This is a genomic window from Streptomyces sp. NPDC033178 (assembly GCF_055577685.1).
Window position 1 is genome coordinate 372,006 of record NZ_JBVIPT010000007.1, and the last position, 18,247, is coordinate 390,252.

Consider the following 18,247-nt stretch of genomic DNA (forward strand, 5'->3'; position numbering starts at 1 on the left):
ATGCAGCAGCACACCGGGGAGCAGGGGTCCATCGGGTCCATGGGCGGTTACGAGCTCGTCGACCGGCTGGGCAGCGGCGGCATGGGGGTCGTGTATCTGGCGCGCTCGGTCTCGGGGCGGCAGGTCGCGGTCAAGGTCGTGCACGCGCAGTACGCGCTGGACGAGGAGTTCCGGGCCCGGTTCCGGCAGGAGGTCGCGGCGGCCCGCCGGGTGAGCGGGGCGTTCACCGCCCCGGTGGTGGACGCCGACCCGGACGCCGAACTGCCCTGGATGGCAACTCTGTACGTGCCGGGCCGAACGCTGTCCGAAATGGTGGACAGGGTAGGGCCGTTGGGCGGGCGCGAGCTGCGCGCGCTCGCGCTGGGGCTCGTCGAGGCACTGAGGGACATCCACCAGGCGGGTGTGGTGCACCGCGACCTGAAGCCGAGCAACGTCCTGATGGCAGGCGACGGCCCGCGCGTCATCGACTTCGGCATCTCGCGTGCCGCCGACAGCCAGGCACTCACCGTGACAGGGCGGCTGATCGGCACCCCGCCCTTCATGTCCCCGGAACAGTTCGCCTCGCCCCGGGACGTCACCGCGGCCTCCGACGTGTTCTCGCTGGGCTCGCTCCTGGTGTTCGCGGCCACCGGCAACGGCCCCTTCGACGGCGGCAGCCCGTATGTGACGGGCTACCAGGTGATGAACGAGCCGCCGTCCCTGGACGGAGTCCCGCAGCCGTTGCGGGGCATCGTCGAGCGCTGCCTGGACAAGGACCGGCCGTCCGGCCCGAACTCGCGGAGCTGCACTGGCTGTTCAGGGAGCTGCCGGAGACGTCCGCGGCCCCGTCCGAGTCGGGCCCGCCGACCGTTCCGGAGGGCCGAAGCGCCGCTCGGAAGCCCGATGGCGGCTGGACGACCCGGGCACCTCGGCGGAGAACCGCATCCCGAGCACGCTCCTGGTGAAGGACGCGATAGTGGCCGTGGCAGGCGACACGGCCTTCTCCGTAAGCCCCGACCGCGCCCCTTAGGGGCGCGGGGAACTGCGCAGTCTTTTTGAGGGCGAGGGGTACGGCGCAGTCTTCTTAGGGGCGCGGGGAACTGCGCAATCTTTTAGGGGCGCGAGGAACTGCGCGAGCAACCCAATCCGACCGCCACCCGTCACCCACCCGCACCCCCAGCCACCCCCGACCCCAGCCCTCAGCCGAGCCCCGCTCACCCCCGCCCGAGGAAGATCGGGTTGGTGAACGCGGCCAGCGCACCGGGCAACGGCCCAACCGCAGCCTCGTGCCGCACCTCCGCCCGCACGTACGCCGCGTACTGCGCAGTCGTACGCCACTCCACCGTCCCGGCCCCGGACACGGGCAGGACCGCGCTCGTGTGGAGCACCCCCTGGTCCGTGACGAACCGAACAGTGCAGCGCGGTACGCCGGACGCCTCCAGCGTGACGGTCACCGGGTCGTCGCGGTCGACCTTCAACCGGCCGCCGATCCCCGCGTGTTCGCCCTTCGGGCCGGTTGCGGAGAACGACAGGGACACCTTCTTGGACTCCGCGACGTACGAGCGGCCCGCGCGGATGCCCTCCTGGATCGCCTCGCGGGTCAGGTCGTCGGCGAGGACGACGGTCTGCGGGGTGCCGACCGGGTCGGGGTCGCGGTGGGCGTCGCTGTTGCCCATCGCCGGGATCCAGTCCCGGCCGCCCCCACCGTCACCCCGGCCCTCGCGCACGGAGGCGACCAGCATGCTGTCCCAGTCGGCCAGCGACACCTCGTCGTCGGGGCCGAACGGGCCGTTCCACACCTCGACCGCGTCCGCCTCGCCGAAGCCGAACTTCCAGTTGCAGCCGACGCAGGTGGCGTGCGGGTGGGCGGGCACGACGAGGCCGCCGGCCTCGCGGATCCGGCGTGCGTACTTGCCGAAGCGGTTGTCGCGCGCCCGGTAGCGCCAGTCGACGAACGTCCCCGGGTCGGTGCCGAGCGCGACGACGTGACCGTTCCTGGTCGTCACCTCCTCGCCCAGCATGATCAGCAGGTCGTCACCGGCCTCCGGGGCCCAATGGGCGTGCGCGGAGTGCGTGTTGTGCTCGGACGAGTTGATGAAGTCCAGGCCCGCCGCCCGCGCGAGGGCCGCGATCTCGGACGGGGTGCGGCGGCCGTCGGAGTACCAGGAGTGCAGATGGCAGTCGCCCCGGTACCAGGCACGCCCGCGACCCCTGGCCCGTGACGGCGGGTACACCGGCCTCACGACCGCGCCCGGCTCGCCGTACGTCAGCGTGATGGTGATCTCGTACGGGAGTCCCTGCGGGGCCACCGTGTACGGGCCCAGCGCGATGTGCCAGGTGCCTTCCCTGACCGGGCCCGGGATGTAACCGGGCGTCGCGTCGTCGGCGCGGATGAAGAACTCCGTGCGGGCCCCGCCCGACCAGCCGCGGAAGCCCTTGCCGCCCAGCTCGGTGCCGCGCTGGTCGAAGATGCCGATGTCGAGCGCGTTGCCCGCGGTGCCGGCCGGGACGGCGGGCCTCTCGTAGGTGTACGCGACCTTGATCTCCCGTACGCCGTCCGGGACTTCGACCGGCAGGTACACGAAGTCCGGCGAACCGGTGGGCAGGGTGCCGCGGACCGTCCGGGTCTCGGACGCGTCTGCCGCGTCGGCGGCCTCGCTCGGAAAGCTCACGCTTCCCAACGTAAGCGCGGCGGCGGCTCCCGTCACGAACAGCGCGCGTCTGCCGATGCCGTGTTCACCGCTGCGGTCTCCGCTGTGGTCGTCCTCGCACATGTCTGCTGCTCCCGGGTCTCGTGAGTGGCTGAGTGGCATGTAGCGGTTCAGGTGCTGCGGGGGTGGTACGACAACCCTGGTATTCAGCCGTGAACTGTGGTGCAAGGGAAGGGGATCGGCAGTTTTCCGGTATGGAGCACTCATAAGAAGCATTCGGGAGAAGCAGGTGGAATGCCTACTGGTCGGTATGGACAGTTGAGGCTCGTGCCGGTAGGGAGGTGCCATGCGCATCTCCGTGACGATCTTCCTCACCGACGAGACGATCACCCCCACGCTGCTCGCCCGTGAGCTGGAGGAGCGCGGCTTCGCCGGGCTCTATCTGCCCGAGCACACGCACATACCCGTGGAGCGCGTCACCCCGTACCCGGCGGGCGGTGAGCTGCCGCCCGAGTACGGCCGGACCCTCGACCCCTTCGTCGCCCTCGGTCAGGCGGCGGCGGTCGCCGAGTCGCTCGCGCTAGGCACCGGGATCACCCTCGTCGCCCAGCACGACCCGGTCGCCCTCGCCAAGCAGATCGCCACCCTCGACCACCTCTCCGGCGGCCGTTTCACCCTCGGCCTCGGCTTCGGCTGGAACGTCGAGGAGGCCGCCGACCACGGCGTCGACTGGCGCACGCGGCGGGAGCTGGTCCGGGACCGGATGGCCCTGATGCGGGCCCTGTGGTCCGCCGAACCGACCGGCTACGAGGGCGAGTTCGGCTCAGTACGGCCGAGCCACACCCACCCCAAACCCGTACAGCGGCCGCGCGGTCCCGTCGTCGGGCCGCGCACGCTCGTCGGGGGAGCGGCAGGGCCCAAGCTCTTCTCGCACATCAGCGAGTACACGGACGGCTGGATGCCGATCGGCGGCCGCGGGCTGACGGAGTCCGTGCCCGTACTGCGGGCCGCCTGGGCAGAGGCAGGCCGCGACCCCGAGGCCCTCCAGGTCGTGCCGTACGCGGTGCTGCCCACCCCCGGCAAGCTCACGCACTACGCGGACCTCGGCATCGAGGAGGTCGTCCTCCAGCTGCCGCCGGCCGGGGATGGGGACGTACTGCGCGTTCTGGACGAATACGCCAAGTACCTGTAGCCGGCCGCTGGTGTGTGACTGGTGCGGCGCTGGTGTGCCGCTCGTGACGCGGCCCATCTGTAACAGGGCCTGATCAATGCGATCGTATGCTCGAAGGATGACGACTTCCGCGACCTCCGGAACCGGGCCCACCGCGAACGCCATGCGTCGCGCCCTCAAACGCGCCCGCGACGGCGTCGCCCTCGACGTCACCGAGGCCGCCGTCCTGCTCCAGGCACGCGGCGCCGACCTGGACGACCTGACCGCGTCCGCCGCCCGGGTCCGCGACGCGGGCCTGGCCGCGGCGGGCCGGCCCGGCGTCATCACGTACTCGAAGAGCGTCTTCATCCCGCTCACCCGGCTCTGCCGGGACAAGTGCCACTACTGCACGTTCGTCACGGTCCCCGGCAAGCTCCGCCGGGCGGGCCACGGGATGTTCATGTCCCCGGACGAGGTCCTCGACATCGCCCGCAAGGGCGCCGAACTGGGCTGCAAGGAAGCCCTGATCACCCTCGGCGACAAGCCCGAGGACCGCTGGCCCGAGGCCCGCGAATGGCTCGACGCGCACGGCTACGACGACACGATCGCGTACGTACGGGCCATCTCGATCCGCATCCTGGAGGAGACGGGCCTGCTCCCGCACCTCAACCCGGGTGTCATGTCGTGGACCGACTTCCAGCGGCTCAAGCCCGTCGCGCCGAGCATGGGCATGATGCTGGAGACGACGGCGACGCGACTGTGGAGCGAGCCGGGCGGCCCGCACTACGGCTCCCCGGACAAGGAACCGGCCGTCCGCCTGCGCGTCCTGGAGGACGCCGGCCGCTCGTCGGTCCCCTTCACCAGCGGTGTGCTGATCGGCATCGGCGAGACGTACGAGGAGCGCGCGGACTCGCTGTTCGCGCTGCGGCGCGTGTCGCGGTCCTACCACGGCATCCAGGAGCTGATCATCCAGAACTTCCGCGCCAAGCCGGACACGGCGATGCGCGGGATGCCGGACGCCGAACTGGACGAACTGGTCGCGACGGTCGCGGTCGCCCGGCACATCATGGGCCCCTCGGCCTGCCTCCAGGCACCGCCGAACCTCGTGGACTCCGAGTACGGGCGGCTGATCGGCGCCGGCATCGACGACTGGGGCGGGGTCTCGCCGCTCACCATCGACCACGTCAACCCCGAGCGCCCCTGGCCGCAGATCGACCTGCTGCGCGAGCAGTCGGCCGAGGCGGGCTTCGAACTGCGCGAACGGCTGTGTGTGTACCCGGAGTTCGTGCAGCGCGGCGAGCCGTGGCTGGACCCGCGGCTGCTCCCGCACGTACGGGCACTCGCCGACCCGGAGACGGGGCTCGCGGTGCCGGACGCGGTCGTGGAGGGCCACCCCTGGCAGGAGCCCGAGGAGGCGTTCACCTCGTCCGGCCGTACGGACCTGCACACCGCGATCGACACCGAGGGGCGCACGTCCGACCGGCGCGAGGACTACGACCACGTGTACGGCGACTGGGACGCCCTGCGGGAGGCCGCGGCGCCCGGCATGGTGCCCTCGCGAATCGACACGGACGTACGGGCCGCGCTGGCGACGGCCGCCGACGACCCGACCCGCCTCACCGACGACGAGGCGCTCGCGCTGCTGCACGCGGACGGACCGGCGCTGGACGCGCTGTGCCGGATCGCCGACGACGTCCGCAGGTCGGCGGTCGGTGACGACGTCACGTACATCGTCACGCGGAACATCAACTTCACCAACGTCTGCTACACCGGCTGCCGCTTCTGCGCCTTCGCGCAGCGCCGCACGGACGCCGACGCGTACACGCTCTCTTTGGACCAGGTCGCCGACCGTGCCAAGCAGGCGTGGGACCTGGGGGCCGTCGAGGTCTGCATGCAGGGCGGCATCCACCCGGACCTGCCGGGGACGGCCTACTTCGACATCGCCCGCGCGGTGAAGGAGCGGGTGCCCGGCATGCACGTCCACGCCTTCTCGCCGATGGAGGTCGTGAACGGCGCGACCCGCACCGGCCTGTCGATCCGCGAATGGCTGACCGCGGCCAAGGAGGCGGGCCTCGACTCGATCCCCGGCACGGCCGCCGAGATCCTCGACGACGAGGTCCGCTGGGTCCTCACCAAGGGCAAACTGCCCACGGCGACCTGGATCGAGGTGATCACCACCGCGCACGAACTGGGCATCCGTTCCTCGTCCACGATGATGTACGGGCATGTGGACCAGCCCCGCCACTGGCTCGGCCACTTCCGTACGCTCTCCCGGATCCAGCAACAGACCGGCGGCTTCACGGAGTTCGTGACCCTGCCCTTCATCCACACGAACGCGCCGGTGTACCTGGCGGGGATCGCCCGCCCGGGCCCGACGACTCGGGACAACCGCGCGGTGATGGCGATGGCGCGGCTCCTCCTGCACCCCCACATCCCCAACATCCAGACCAGCTGGGTGAAGCTGGGCACGGAGGGCGCGGCGGAGATGCTCCGCTCGGGCGCCAACGACCTCGGCGGGACGCTGATGGAGGAGACCATCTCCCGGATGGCGGGCTCGTCGTACGGCTCGTACAAGTCCGTCAAGGAGCTGATCGCCGTGGCGGACGCGGCGGGACGGCCGTCCCGGCCCCGCACCACCCTGTATGGCGAGGTGCCGGAGGAGCGGCAGCGGGCGGCGGAGGCCTCGGACGGACATCTGCCGGAGCTGCTGCCCGTGCTGGAGTGACGGACGCGGGCGTGCGGGTTCCCGGGCCCGCGGGAGCGGGCTCGGGGCAGGTGGGCCAGGAACGGCCGAGGACCCCGTCGGAGTAGGATGATCCGACCCTCCGACGGGGTGAATCACAGCTGAGGAGATGCGTGCGCGTGCCTGCCCGACGGCTTCCCTCGTGGGTCTGGGTCTCCGGTCTGACCGCGGCCGCTCTGGTGGCGGTGACGTTCCTGGCCGTCAAGGCCGACAGGGGCCCGCAGCCCACGGCCTCGGCCTCGCCGAAGCCCTCCGCCTCGGCGACCGCCAAGCCCTCCGCCTCACCCGACGAGTCCGAGCCGGTCGCGGTGCCGGACGGCTCCGGCACCGGACGGCGCATCGTCTACTCCCTCGACCAGCGCCGCGTATGGCTCGTCGACGCGAGCGACGCGTCCCGGCGCAGCTTCAAGGTGTGGCCGGGGACGGTGAACCCGGCACCCGGCTCGTACACGGTCGGCACCCGGCGCGAGGGCGGCACGGGCAGCGACGGTGTGGAGATCGAGAACATCGTCTTCTTCACCGTCAGCTCGGGCACGAACATCGCCTTCTCGAACGCCGTGGACGGCTCTTCTCCGCCGCCGCCCGCGTCCGGCGTACCGACCGGCGGGATCCGCATGCGCGCCGCCGACGGCGACGCGGTCTGGAAGTTCGGCACGGCGGGGACGAAGGTCGCGGTCGTCGACTAGCGACCGGCGGGACGGGTCCTTACGGCCGGACGCTGCTCTCGGGCGTGGTATCGACCTGGTCCGGAGCCGTCGACGGTTCGGACGGTTCCAGGGACGGCGGGGCCTGTGTCGGCGTCGGTGTCGGGACGCTGTCGGGGGCGGTCGGCTCGGTCGTGGCGCTGGAGCCGTTCGGGACGCTGGGGCCGGCGCTCGGTGCCGAGTCGCTGGGGCTGCGGCTGGGGCTGGGAGTCGCGGGCTTGGAGGCCGACGGCGACGGCGTGGGCGGCGTCGAGGGGCTGCTCGCGGGCGGCGGGGCGAGCGGGACCGTCGGGGAGACGGGCGCGTCGGATGCGGCCAGGCGGAACGGCAGCGCGATCAGGGCGGCGGCGACGCAGGACAGACCGACCCCGGCCGCGGCGCGGAGCACCCGGCGGCGGGAGGCGTCACGGCGGATCGCCTCGTAGCCGCCCGGGGGCGGGGCGAGATAGCCGGAGGCCGGCCGCAGGATGACGGCGAGGGGGTCGTCGGGCTCCAGGTCCGGACCGTCCTCAGAGGGTGTGATCAAGGCTTCTCCTCAGGTGGGCGCGGAGCATTTCTCGGGCCGCGTGGAGGTCGGCCTTGACGGTTCCTTCCTTGCGCCCGGTCAGCGCGGACACCTCCCGGATCGGCATGTCGGCGTAGTAGTGCAGCAGGATCGGTACGCGCAGTCGTTCCGGCAGCGACTGTACGAGCAGGCGCACCGACGGGTCGGCCTGTTCGTTCCGCGGCCGGACGGCGACCTCGTCGCTGACACGGCGTACGGCTCTGCGCTCGCGCTCCAGTTTGCGCCAGTGGTCCCGGACGAGGTTGGCGGCGGTGACGTAGAGGAACCCCCGGGGCTCCGACACGTTCGTCCAGCGGGCCCAGAGCCGGGTGAACGCCTCCGAGGCGATCTCGTGGGCCGTCTCGTCGTCGTCGACCAGGCGGCGGCACCAGCCGGCCAGGCGCGGGTAGAGGGCGGCGAACAGCTCGGACGCTGCCTTCTCGCGGGACCGTTTCAACGCTCTCCATGGTCGTGATGGACTCGTAGGAAGGATCCCGGGCCGTCGGCGTACCGTCCGTCGACGTACGGTGCCTCGGCCCAGGACCCTGGAGCTACGGGTTATTGCGTGCTGTCGGCGCTCAGCGCGGCGAAGACGATCACGCTGTCGCGGTACCCGTCACCGGTGCGGGGGCCCCCGCAGGTGATGAGACGCAGTTCGGGACTGCCCACGTTCCCGTAGACCTCTTTCGTCGGGAACTCCGCCTGGGCGACCGTCCGTACGTCGGTGACCGCGAACTCCGCCGCCCTGCCGTTCTCCAGACGCGCCACGATCCGGTCGCCCCGGCGCAGCCGCGAGAGGTGATGGAAGACCCCGTCACCGTAGGAGCCGACCGTGACATGGCCGAGGATCACCGACGGGCCGACCTGGCCGGGCGTCGGCGAGTGCTCGTACCAGCCCGCCTTGTCGTCCGCCGCGATCGGGGGCACCTCGACAGTGCCGTCCGAGGCCAGCCCCAGCCGCATGACCGGGGTGTCGACCTCGATGGCCGGGACCTGCAACCTGACCGGAACCGAACGTCCCAGGGCCTTCGCCGCGTTCGCGGAGGGTTGCGAGGACGGCGACGAGTTCCCGGTCTTCTCGGCTCCGGCCCGGTCGTCCGTGGACCGGTCGGCCTTGTCACCGTTGCAGCTCACGAGCAGCGACGCCATCGCCGCGGTGACGAACGCGCGCCGGGAGAGCGCGCGTCCGGAGGGCACGCGCCTGGAGGGCACGTGCTTGGGGGGCAAGGTCATTCCCCGGTCGCCCGCCGACGACGTACGACGAAGAACGCCGCTCCGCCGACGGCGAACGCGGCGGCGGCGCCCCCGGCGATCAGCCCGCTGTCGGATCCGGACTTCGTCGACGTCGGCACCGAACCGGTGTCGGGCGCTCCGCTCGGTACGACGGAGACCTCGTCGCCGGGCGCCTTGGTCGGCGCGGGGGTGGGCGCCACCGTCGGCTCGGTGCCCTCGCTCGGTGCCTGGCTCGGAGCCGGCGTCGGGGCCGCCTCGGAGGGTGCCTGGCTCGGGGAGGCGCTCGGCGCCACGGTCGGGGTCGACCCGTCGGCGAACGCGGGCACCGTGCTCGCCAGTACGGCGGTGCAGGCAAGTGCTATGGCGCTGAGGACAGTTCGGCGCATGAATCGCTCTCTTTCGTCGGCCCGCCCGCCCGGTGTCCCGGCGGACTGGGGTACGGATCGAGCGGAGAGACGAGACAGGGGCGGACCGGGTTGTAAAGAGCTGGCAAAGTCATCGGGCGGTCGGTGTATCGGTCGGTCTTTCGGTCCACGCGTGGAGTTTGTCCGGGTTGACCACGAGCCACAGGTCGGTGATCAGGCCGTCGCGGACGTCGGCATCGGCGTCGGCATCGGGACCAGCGTCGGCGTCGAGCCCGGGGCCGGAGTCGAGGCCTTGGTCGGGGCCGGGCGAGGTGGGCATGGGCCGCTCAGCCTCCCTCTCCTGGGCGCCCGTCCAGCCCGCTGTGCCCGCCGTGCCCGCCCTGCCCGCCGTGCCCGTCCTGCGCGATGTGCCGGACGTTCCGGGTGAGCCACTCGTCGAAGGTCTGGGTGCCGCGGGACCCCGGTCCGGTCGGCAGATTGCCGCCGCCCTTCATGGCCCGCCCGACGGCGCCGGGGAGCGTGACCGGCACCAGCAGCCTGCGCCGGCCCCCGGCCCGCAGCACCTTTCGCACCATGTCGACGAGTTCCTCGACCCGCGGCCCGGCGAGCTCCGGCGCCATGCCCTGGGGCGCCCCGAGGACGAGCCGCACGAGATGCTGGGCGACCTCGCGGGCCGCTACCGGCTGCGTACGCATCCGGGGCACCATCGCGAGCGGGCCCGGCATCCGGTCGAGGACCTGTTGCGGGAACTCGTGGAACTGCGTGGCCCGCATGATCGTCCAGGGCGTCGGGCCGTCCTTGGCCACGACCTCCTCCTGCCGCAGTTTCCCCTGGTAGTAGCCGAGGTGGACCCGTTCGAGGCCGACGATCGACAGGAGCACGTGATGCCGTACGCCGACCCGGGCGCCGGCGGCCAGGAGGTTCCGGCCGGTGGTCTCGAAGAACGAGATCGACTTCTTGGCGCTGGTGGTCTGCAGGTTGCTGACGTCGACGACGGCCTCCGCGCCCGTCATGGCGGCGTCGAGTCCGGCGCCCGAGACGAGGTCCACACCCCGCGCCCTGGCCAGGACCACCGGTTCGTGCCCCGCGGCGACCAGCTCGTCGACCACATACCGTCCGACCAGCCCGGTCCCGCCCGCTACCGCGATCCGCATGACGGACCTCCTTCTTCCACCGTGTTCCTGTCCGCCTTGTCCCTGTCCATCCTGATCCCGTACGCCATCATGTGTCCCCTCGCCGCCCGGGGAGCACCGGCACGAGGAGAAGGGCCGACGACAGCACCAGCGCCGTCAGCAGGACGACGTTGAGCACCTGGTCGCGTGTGCCGTACATGCCGAGATGCTGCATGTGATAGCTGAGGTGCAGCACGTTGAGGACCAGCCACACCGCGCCCGTGGTCTGCACGAGCCGGGTGTTCCGTACGGAACCCAGGGTGACGGCCGTCAGAATCGCCAGCGCCAGGAACATGGCCCCGGCGTCCTTGGCGAGGTGCTCGTTGTACGGGCCCAGCTGGGGCAGCCAGCTCAGCCCGAAGCCGGGAAAGGTCGCGTGCCACTCCTTCGGCGAGAAATAGGCCCAGGCGCCTGTGTACAGCGCGGTCACGGCCAGAAAGCCGAGGTTGGCGTACCGGATTTTCGTGTTCATGCCCCTATGACGAGACGGCCCACGAAAACGTGAGGCGCACCGCGGGGCCGGCCGACACCGCGGAAGGGGGCGGCACCGCGTCACCGGTCAGACGTCGCCCGGGTGCAGGCCGGCGTCGCGGGCGAGCAGGGCCGCCTGGACCCGGTTGTCGCAGTCGAGCTTGGTCAGGATGCGACTGACATACGTCTTCACGGTGGCCTCGCTCATGTGCAGCCGCCTGCCCGCGTCCGCGTTGGACAGACCCTCGCCGAGCAGGGCGAGGACGTCACGCTCCCGCGCGGTCAGCCCGTCGAGGCGGTGCCTGGCCTCCTCCGCGCGGGCGGTGGCCCCGGGGGAGGAGAGGGCGTCGACCACATGCCGGGTGGCCGCCGGTGAGAGGTAGGCGTTCCCGGCCGCCGCCGCCCGCACCGCGTGGATCAGCTCGTCGGGCGCGGAGTCCTTGAGCAGGAAGCCCGCGCCGCCGTGGCCGAGCGCGCGCAGTACGTTGTCGCGCTCGCCGAACGTGGTGAGGATCAGCACCCGTACGTCCGGTGCGGCGCGGCCCAGTTCGGCCAGGGCCATCAGACCGTCCATCACCGGCATCTGGATGTCCAGCAGGGCCACGTCGACGGCGGTGCTCCGGGCGTTCTCCACCGCCTCGCGGCCGTCACCCGCCTCGGCGACCACGTCGATGTCGTCGGCCGAGGTGAGGATCATCCTGATGCCGGCCCGGATGAGCGGCTCGTCGTCGGCGACGAGGACCCGGATCACACGGCCTCCTGCGCGGTGTCGGTCGGGAGCGGATGGCATGGCCTCGCCATCATGCCCTGATCCGGTCGGGTGCGTGGGGGAGACGGTGTGGGGAGGGGCGGGCGCTGGCGCGGGGGCGGGGCGGGGGCGGGCCGGGTCGCTTCGCGGCCCTGCGGTCATTTCCTGGCCTTCCGGGTCACCACCCGGTCATGCGGGTCAGCTCTCGTCCTTGAAGGTCTGCTTCTCGACCAGCTTTCCGTCGCGGAAGCAGAATCTGAAGAGGGTCGTGGTGTCGTCGGGGTCGTCGGACGCGAAGTGGCGGCAGGTCGCGTCCTTGGGCATCCGCGGGCCCTGGTCCTCCCAGGCGGCGGTCATGATCGAGTCCTCGTCGGGCAGCTTGTCCTGCACGTCGGCCTCGGCATCGCCGACCTGCGCCGACTCGTAGACCCTCGGCGGGATCATGGCCTTGTCCACCTCGTCCATGAACGCCGTCACCCCCCAGATTCCCAGGGCGACAATGCCCACGACGAGGACGACGGCGGTGACGGCGCAGCCGATGGCGACGTTCTTCTTCTTGCTCATGGTGGCGGCGAACTCCCCTTGCGGATCGGACCGGTTGATGACCGCCCCACTGTTGTCCGCGGTGCCGGTGCCGGGCTGCCCCACAAAGTCGTTGTACGGGCCGACGGAGGTCGCGCCGTGGGGGTGCTGGGGTTGGAGTTCGCCGCCCTCGGTGCCGGCGCCGGTACCGAGGGCGGCGCCGGCGCCTGTGCTGTAGGGCAGCATGCCCGCGATGCGGAAGCCGCCGTCCGCGGTGGGACCGGTGTGCACCATGCCGCCGATGAGCCGGGCCCGCTCCTGCAGGCCCCTGAGCCCCTGGCCGCCGCTGATCACCGCCGGGGCGTCCGGTGCCCCGGCAGGCGCGGGCCCGTTGGCGACCTCCACCACCAGGCTGTCCGGTTCGTAGCGCAGGGCGAGGGTGATCGGGGCGCCCGGGGCGTGCTTGTGGGCGTTGGTCAGGCCCTCCTGGGCTATGCGGTACGCCGTGTGGCCCGCGGCGGGCGCCAACTGCCGGAAGGCGCCGGACCGGAGCAGTTCCACGGCCGCGCCGGCGGCCCGGGACGACTCGACCAGCCCGTCGATGGAGGCGACCGCGCGGGAGCCGGGACGCCCGCCGTCCGTGTCGGCGGGCTCGGTGCGGTCGGTGCGGTCGGCGGGCTCGGTGGGCTCGGTGCGCTCTGTGTGTCCGGGCTCGGTGGTGCGCACGTCGGGCCAGTTCCGGTTGTCGTCCCGCTCCTCGTGGAGGATGCCGACGGCCTCGCGCAGCTCGCCCATCGCGGTGACGGAGGCGTCCCGCAGGATCCGTACGCCTTCCCGCTGTCGGTCGGTGAGATCCGGATCGACCTGAAGGGCGCCCGCGTGCACGGCGATCAGGGCGAGTTGGTGGCCGAGGCTGTCGTGCATGTCCCGGGCTATGCGGCCCCGCTCCAGCAGGCGCGCCTGCCGTGCCACCATCGTCTGCTCACGCACGAGTTGGACGTTGTTGCGCTGCAGTGCGTCCAGCAGGGAGTGGCGCTGTGCCCGGTAGCGGGAGGCCAGGCCCGGCACGATCGACAGCGTGAGGAACAGGCCTGCGCTCAGCCCGCCCGTGAAGGCCAGTGGCAGGTCGGAACCCGCGCCGAACTCACTGCGCAACGACAGCGCGGCATGCAGTACGAACGCGGCGGCGAAGGCGGCGACCACCCGCCAGGGCCTCATGATGCGGCTGCCCGCCGACCAGCTCGCGTAGACCAGGAGCGGGGCGGCGCCCGCCAGTTCCCCGGCCGCGGCCGCCGAGACGACCAGCGCCGTCGCAGGCAGCGACCGCCGGATCAACGACAGCAGGGCAACACCCGCGACGACGACGAAGGTCCGTACGCCGAACCCTGCCCCCGCGGCGTCGATCAGCCCCGCGAGCCCGGCGAGTACAACGGTGAGTACGGCCTCCCCGGCGATCCGCCCGCGGCTCCAGGGCGACGCGGCGACAAGCCGGCGTCGGAGCGGCAATGCGATGCGCGCGGTCTTCGCTTCGTCCAGTTCCACGGCCCGACGATAGGCAGTGCCGGGGAGCACCCGCATCATCCCTGCGTCGCGCCGCAGAACGACGAAAGTGGACGACCACGGGACGACTCCGGCCGGGGCGGGCGCTGTTGGGGGTGTCGGCGCCGTAGCCGAAGGTCGCTGCGGACCGCGACCTTCGAGGACTGATCCGGACCGGCCGTCGCGGCGACGATGGTTCGGCAGGAAACAGCGCAGGGGACGAAAAACGGGAGACGTCACGTGGACACGGCACAACTGCAGGCGCACGAGCGGTTCAACGTCCGGCAGAAGATGACCTTCATGGCCAACCGGTACGTGGTGACCGTGGCCCGTCCGGACGGCTCCGAGGGGGAGGTCGTCGCCTTCGCCCAGCAGAAGCGGATGACGTTCAAGGAACAGGTGACCGTCTACTCCGACGAGTCCAGGAACCGAGTCCTGTTCACCTTCAGGGCCCGCCAGGTCCTCGAAGTCGGCGCCGCCTACGACGTACAGGACGAGACGGGCAACACCATCGGCACGTTCCGCAAGGAGTTCGCCGCCTCACTGCTGCGCTCGACATGGACCCTGGACCAACCGGGCACGACACAACTCACGGGACGCGAGCGCAACAGGTTCGTGGCCGTACTGCGCCGAGTCTGGGAGTTCCTCCCGCTCGTCGACTTCCTGCCGTTCGCATGGCCGTACCACTTCGACTTCACCGAGGGCGAGAAGCGATCGATGGCGGTCGACAAGAAGTTCGGCCTCCGCGACCGCTACGTCCTGGACATCGCGTCCCCCGACCTCGACCGCCGTCTGGCCATCGCCCAGGCGGTGGCCCTGGACGCACTCCAGTCACGCTGAGCGGCGGGCGTGGCCGACGAACTCGCTCCAAGCGGTGCTGGTGAACGCGAGCCGGCCACGCTCAGCGTCCTTGGAGTCGCGGACGCGGACGGGGGCGTTGGTGGCGCTGGCTATGGCGACCTCGACGCACTCGGGGCCGTCGTTGCTGCTGTAGCTGCTCTTGAACCACTCCAGTGAGGAGTCGGCTTCGGCGGAGGCGGCGGTGGGGGTCATGTCTCTCCCAGAACTTTCTCGACCAGGGTCAGTGACTCCCGCGGCGTGAGAGCCTGCGCCCGGATCATGCCATAGCGCATCTCAACGATCTGAACCTCTTTCGGATCAGTGATCAGGCGACTGTGCAGCTGACCTTCCGAGTGACCCAACGCCTTGCCGCCCTGAAGTTTCAGCAACTGGAGCGGGCCGCCCATGCCCGCGTGATCCTCACGGTCCGTCGGCATGACCTGGATCTCCACATGCCTCAACCTGCCGACCTCCAACAGGCGTTCGAGCTGTTGCCGCAGCACCATTCTGGACCGACGTGACCCGGTAGGACCGGACGCCAAAGAGAAAGAACCGGGGATAGAACCCAACCCACCCAACCGAGCCCGTCATCCACCGCACCGCCAGCAGTCCCGCGTCTCTGACTGCTGATCACTCGGTCGGGTGATCGCGGCCAATTCGGCTGGCGGAAAGGTGGATTGGTCGGGCAGCGTCAGCGCGGACACACACTCCGAGCTGTCCCTGGCGGCCATCGGTCTGGCGGTCCACATCCACTCGCTCCGCAGCGGCACGCTCGTCGGCATCAAGGCGCTGGCGGCGAAGTTTCCCGAGGGGGAGACGAGGATCGCCGCGGCCCTGCGGGGGTTGGAGACCCACGGATACCTGGCCCGCATCAAGGAACGTTTTCCCTCGGGCCGCATCGTGACGCGCACGATCTCGTACAACAAGCCGAGAACGCACACGGCCGCTCAACCGCCGAAGCCTCACAGCGACCCGAGCCAGACGACGACTCCGCCCCCGCCGTCCACCCCGCCCGTGCCGACATCACCCCCGCCGCCGGAGCCCCAGACCGTCCCCGCCCACCGCACCGCCCGCGACGTCCTCGCGGGCCTCCGCATCCACGACCCCCGACTCCACCTCGGCGAACAGGACGTACGCCGCCTCGCCCCCGCGGTGGCTCCGCCGGTACCCGTACGAGGAGCGCCCCACCCGCACCGGAGGTCCCCGTGAGTGCTCAGAGCGACGGCCCGTACGGACCTCTGATCCCCATGCCCGAGCTCACCCTGACGCGCTACGGGCCGCGGTCGCCCGGATCGCACCCAGTCGGGTCCCGGCGCTCACTCAACACCTCTTCGAGGCCACGACGAACGCACAGCAGACCCAGAGCCTCGCCCCGTTGCGGGCTTTCGTGCACTCGTGGGCCGTCTTCGTCGCGATCGAACGGCACCCGCAGCGCGCCCCCCGCCTCCACGAACTGGAGCGGATCGTGGACGCGGGGGACCAGGAGCCGACCGAGGCCATCGCGGAGATCCGCGCGATCCGGGCGGCGGCCGAGGCCGAGGCGGGTCTGTGACGGACTGGTCCTGGGACTACAACCCAAGTGCCGAGTACATCACCGAAGGGCTGCCACCCGGAGTGGTGGCAGAGGTCGAACGGCTCGCCACGGAGCTGGCCGCGCTCGGACACGACGCCGTACGAGTGGGCAGACCTGTGGACAAGGAAGGCGGGCTGCGAGAGTTCGACCTCCTCGGTGGGCGGAGGCATATGAGGCTGCAGGCGAGTTCGAGCAGTCCTTGGTGGAGATCGGCGCGCCTGGGGGATCGGGACGTGCCAGGCCGCGTACTCCTGGCGGACGTAGGCGCGGTCCTGCTGAGGGGGCGAAGGCCCCGCACGCATGTAAAAGCCGTACCACCCCGCGGCGATCGAGTGACACCAGCTTCGCAGCCGTGATCAAGCCGTCCCCCGCCGCGTTCTTGTGTGCGCAGATGTCCCGCCTGAGCGGAGCTCCCCGTCCGTCACGGCCGGAGCCGCATCACGGCAGACCTCCACACCACAAGGAGAAACCCCACCATGGCCATCCACACCTTGAGGCGGCGCTTCGCCAGCCTCGGCACCGTCCTGGGGCTGGGCGTCGCCCTGCTCGCCGTAGGGGTCACCCCCGCCTACGCGCAGGCCCAGCTGGACATCACGAAGACCCACGCGGGGGACTTCCCCCGGGGCGGGCAGGGGATCTTCACCATCACGGTGAGCAACCCCGGCGACGAGCCGACCAGCCCTGCGGGGACGCGGATGACGGACACCTTCCCCGCCGGGCTTACAGCCACATCGATCGCGATCACCCAGAACACCACCGGAAGCGGGGTTGGATGTTTTCTGAACGATCCACGCACCAGGCTTGAGTGCGAAACCACGGACCCCATCGACCCTGGAGGCAGCTACACGGTCGAAGTGACCATGAGCGTGGCCCAGGACGCTCCCTGCACGGTCACCAACACCGCCACCGTGATCGATATCCAAGGCGGCCTCAGCGCCTCAGCAAGTGACACCGTCAACATCCCCGGCCCCAACTGCAACGGCGGGAACGGCGGGAACGGGAACGGAACGTCCATCCTCCCCGTCAGCCTCAACGGCCTGATCCCGATGTTCAACAACATCAACACGAACCGCAACATCAACAGCCCCGGCGCCAGCAACACCAACAACCAGAACTTCCAGGTCAACGCGCCCTGAGAGGCCTCTCGCCCCTGCCTCCGCCGCCGGTCGGGGGCAGGGGTCCGGAGCCTGCTCGGCCGCTACAGCTTCACCGTCAGCGTCCCGGCCGCCGGCGCCCTGCGCCCGCCGCGCGATCCGCACGCGCCCGAGCTGGATGAGGACGACCACGGGAGCGGGCAGGGCTAACTGATCGTTTGAGAATGAGTTGAGCTGCGGGCCTTGTGCTCGATGATCTTGGTCGGCAGGGTATCCGGGGTGACGGCCTGGCGCCGGCTGCGGGACTGGACCGAGGCAGGCGCCAGGCCACGCCTGCATGGCGCCCTGCTGAGCGAGCTGCGCCGCGCCGACGTGTTGGACCTGGATGACTGCGCTGTGGACGGCTCGCATATCCGGGCCCTCAAGGGGGGATCACGTCGGCCCCTCGCCCGTTGACCGCGCCCGCCCCGGCTCCAAGCACCACCTGATCGTCGACCGGTACGGAACCCCGCTCGCCGTCAGGCTCACCGGCGGCAACCGGCACGATGTCACCCAGCTCCTGCCCCTGCTGGACGCGGTCCCATCGATCCGGGGCCTGCGGGGACGCCCCCGCCGCAAGCCGCGGCGGCTGTACGCCGACCGGGGCTACGACTTCGACAAGTACTGCCGCCTGTTGTGGAAGCGCTGCATCAAACCCGTGATCGCGCGACGCGGCGTCGCCCACGGCTCCGGACTGGGCAAGGTCCGTTGGGTGGTCGAGCGTGCCTTCGCCTGGCTGCACCAGTTCAAACGGCTCCGCACTCGCTACGAACGACGCGCCGATCTCCACCTGGGACTGCTCGAACTGGCCTGCAGCCTCATATGCCTCCGTCGCCTGCGAACCTCATTCTGAAACGATCAGTAAGTCTGCAACGTCACC

Annotated in this window: 18 protein-coding genes and 3 pseudogenes; 9 read left to right on the forward strand and 12 right to left on the reverse strand. The window is 71.0% G+C overall.

Annotated features, from left to right (window positions below; genetic code table 11):
- Positions 1 to 914 (forward strand): annotated as a pseudogene (locus ACZ5VQ_RS20180) (serine/threonine-protein kinase); the annotation flags it as partial.
- A 279-nt stretch (positions 915 to 1,193) separates the two neighbouring features.
- On the opposite strand, the gene ACZ5VQ_RS20185 reads toward ACZ5VQ_RS20180, so the two are convergent.
- The gene (locus tag ACZ5VQ_RS20185) at positions 1,194 to 2,753 is read right to left on the reverse strand and encodes a CehA/McbA family metallohydrolase (protein WP_469106069.1); all 1,560 of its coding nucleotides are present in this window, start codon (positions 2,751 to 2,753) and stop codon (positions 1,194 to 1,196) included.
- 223 nt (positions 2,754 to 2,976) lie between these two features.
- Here ACZ5VQ_RS20185 and ACZ5VQ_RS20190 point away from each other — a divergent pair, with 223 nt between their 5' ends.
- From ACZ5VQ_RS20190 to ACZ5VQ_RS20200, 3 genes are all read left to right on the forward strand, one after another.
- On the forward strand, positions 2,977 to 3,822 hold the full coding sequence (locus tag ACZ5VQ_RS20190) for an LLM class F420-dependent oxidoreductase (protein WP_469106070.1): 846 nt from the start codon (positions 2,977 to 2,979) through the stop codon (positions 3,820 to 3,822).
- Positions 3,823 to 3,919: 97 nt separating this feature from the next.
- Positions 3,920 to 6,505, forward strand: a complete 2,586-nt coding sequence (locus tag ACZ5VQ_RS20195) for a bifunctional FO biosynthesis protein CofGH (RefSeq protein WP_469106071.1) — start codon at positions 3,920 to 3,922, stop codon at positions 6,503 to 6,505.
- Positions 6,506 to 6,636: 131 nt separating this feature from the next.
- The gene (locus ACZ5VQ_RS20200) at positions 6,637 to 7,209 is read left to right on the forward strand and encodes a hypothetical protein (protein WP_469106072.1); all 573 of its coding nucleotides are present in this window, start codon (positions 6,637 to 6,639) and stop codon (positions 7,207 to 7,209) included.
- A gap of 19 nt (positions 7,210 to 7,228) precedes the next feature.
- Here ACZ5VQ_RS20200 and ACZ5VQ_RS20205 read toward each other — a convergent pair whose 3' ends face one another.
- The 9 genes from ACZ5VQ_RS20205 to ACZ5VQ_RS20245 form a co-directional block, all read right to left on the reverse strand.
- Positions 7,229 to 7,753: a hypothetical protein gene (locus ACZ5VQ_RS20205; protein ID WP_469106073.1), complete on the reverse strand. Its 525-nt coding sequence runs from the start codon at positions 7,751 to 7,753 to the stop codon at positions 7,229 to 7,231.
- Positions 7,737 to 8,228, reverse strand: coding sequence for an RNA polymerase sigma factor (locus ACZ5VQ_RS20210; protein ID WP_362080760.1), 492 nt, complete (start codon positions 8,226 to 8,228; stop codon positions 7,737 to 7,739). The genes ACZ5VQ_RS20205 and ACZ5VQ_RS20210 overlap by 17 nt, the downstream gene beginning before the upstream one ends.
- 101 nt (positions 8,229 to 8,329) lie before the next feature.
- A complete protein-coding gene (locus ACZ5VQ_RS20215; RefSeq protein WP_469106147.1) occupies positions 8,330 to 8,920 on the reverse strand; it encodes a class F sortase in 591 nt (196 codons plus the stop codon).
- 80 nt (positions 8,921 to 9,000) lie between these two features.
- Positions 9,001 to 9,390 (reverse strand): sortase-dependent protein, encoded by a 390-nt coding sequence (locus ACZ5VQ_RS20220; protein ID WP_469106074.1) that lies wholly within the window; start codon positions 9,388 to 9,390, stop codon positions 9,001 to 9,003.
- 109 nt (positions 9,391 to 9,499) lie between these two features.
- Positions 9,500 to 9,688, reverse strand: coding sequence for a hypothetical protein (locus tag ACZ5VQ_RS20225; protein ID WP_469106075.1), 189 nt, complete (start codon positions 9,686 to 9,688; stop codon positions 9,500 to 9,502).
- A 7-nt stretch (positions 9,689 to 9,695) separates the two neighbouring features.
- Positions 9,696 to 10,523 (reverse strand): SDR family oxidoreductase, encoded by an 828-nt coding sequence (locus ACZ5VQ_RS20230; protein WP_469106076.1) that lies wholly within the window; start codon positions 10,521 to 10,523, stop codon positions 9,696 to 9,698.
- Between the two features lie 67 nt (positions 10,524 to 10,590).
- The gene (locus ACZ5VQ_RS20235) at positions 10,591 to 11,013 is read right to left on the reverse strand and encodes a hypothetical protein (protein ID WP_469106077.1); all 423 of its coding nucleotides are present in this window, start codon (positions 11,011 to 11,013) and stop codon (positions 10,591 to 10,593) included.
- A gap of 87 nt (positions 11,014 to 11,100) precedes the next feature.
- Positions 11,101 to 11,763, reverse strand: coding sequence for a response regulator transcription factor (locus ACZ5VQ_RS20240; RefSeq protein ID WP_469106078.1), 663 nt, complete (start codon positions 11,761 to 11,763; stop codon positions 11,101 to 11,103).
- A gap of 195 nt (positions 11,764 to 11,958) precedes the next feature.
- The gene (locus tag ACZ5VQ_RS20245) at positions 11,959 to 13,824 is read right to left on the reverse strand and encodes a sensor histidine kinase (protein WP_469106079.1); all 1,866 of its coding nucleotides are present in this window, start codon (positions 13,822 to 13,824) and stop codon (positions 11,959 to 11,961) included.
- 237 nt (positions 13,825 to 14,061) lie between these two features.
- Here ACZ5VQ_RS20245 and ACZ5VQ_RS20250 point away from each other — a divergent pair, with 237 nt between their 5' ends.
- Positions 14,062 to 14,661 carry an LURP-one-related family protein gene (locus tag ACZ5VQ_RS20250; RefSeq protein WP_469106080.1) on the forward strand — a complete coding sequence of 200 codons (600 nt, stop codon included), beginning with the start codon at positions 14,062 to 14,064 and terminating at the stop codon, positions 14,659 to 14,661.
- On the opposite strand, the gene ACZ5VQ_RS20255 is transcribed toward ACZ5VQ_RS20250, so the two are convergent.
- Complete coding sequence (locus tag ACZ5VQ_RS20255; protein ID WP_469106081.1) at positions 14,653 to 14,874, reverse strand: DUF397 domain-containing protein; 222 nt, start codon at positions 14,872 to 14,874, stop codon at positions 14,653 to 14,655. The genes ACZ5VQ_RS20250 and ACZ5VQ_RS20255 overlap by 9 nt on opposite strands.
- Positions 14,871 to 15,170 (reverse strand): annotated as a pseudogene (locus ACZ5VQ_RS20260) (Scr1 family TA system antitoxin-like transcriptional regulator); the annotation flags it as partial. The gene ACZ5VQ_RS20255 and the pseudogene ACZ5VQ_RS20260, both read right to left, overlap by 4 nt.
- 133 nt (positions 15,171 to 15,303) lie before the next feature.
- Between ACZ5VQ_RS20260 and ACZ5VQ_RS20265 the strand changes: the two are divergent.
- From ACZ5VQ_RS20265 to ACZ5VQ_RS20280, 4 genes and pseudogenes are all read left to right on the forward strand, one after another.
- Positions 15,304 to 15,870 carry a hypothetical protein gene (locus ACZ5VQ_RS20265; RefSeq protein ID WP_469106082.1) on the forward strand — a complete coding sequence of 189 codons (567 nt, stop codon included), beginning with the start codon at positions 15,304 to 15,306 and terminating at the stop codon, positions 15,868 to 15,870.
- A gap of 166 nt (positions 15,871 to 16,036) precedes the next feature.
- On the forward strand, positions 16,037 to 16,213 hold the full coding sequence (locus tag ACZ5VQ_RS20270; protein WP_469106083.1) for a hypothetical protein: 177 nt from the start codon (positions 16,037 to 16,039) through the stop codon (positions 16,211 to 16,213).
- Between the two features lie 497 nt (positions 16,214 to 16,710).
- Positions 16,711 to 17,370: a hypothetical protein gene (locus tag ACZ5VQ_RS20275; RefSeq protein ID WP_469106084.1), complete on the forward strand. Its 660-nt coding sequence runs from the start codon at positions 16,711 to 16,713 to the stop codon at positions 17,368 to 17,370.
- 216 nt (positions 17,371 to 17,586) lie between these two features.
- Positions 17,587 to 18,220, forward strand: a pseudogene (locus ACZ5VQ_RS20280) (IS5 family transposase); the annotation flags it as partial.
- Positions 18,221 to 18,247 lie beyond the last annotated feature (27 nt).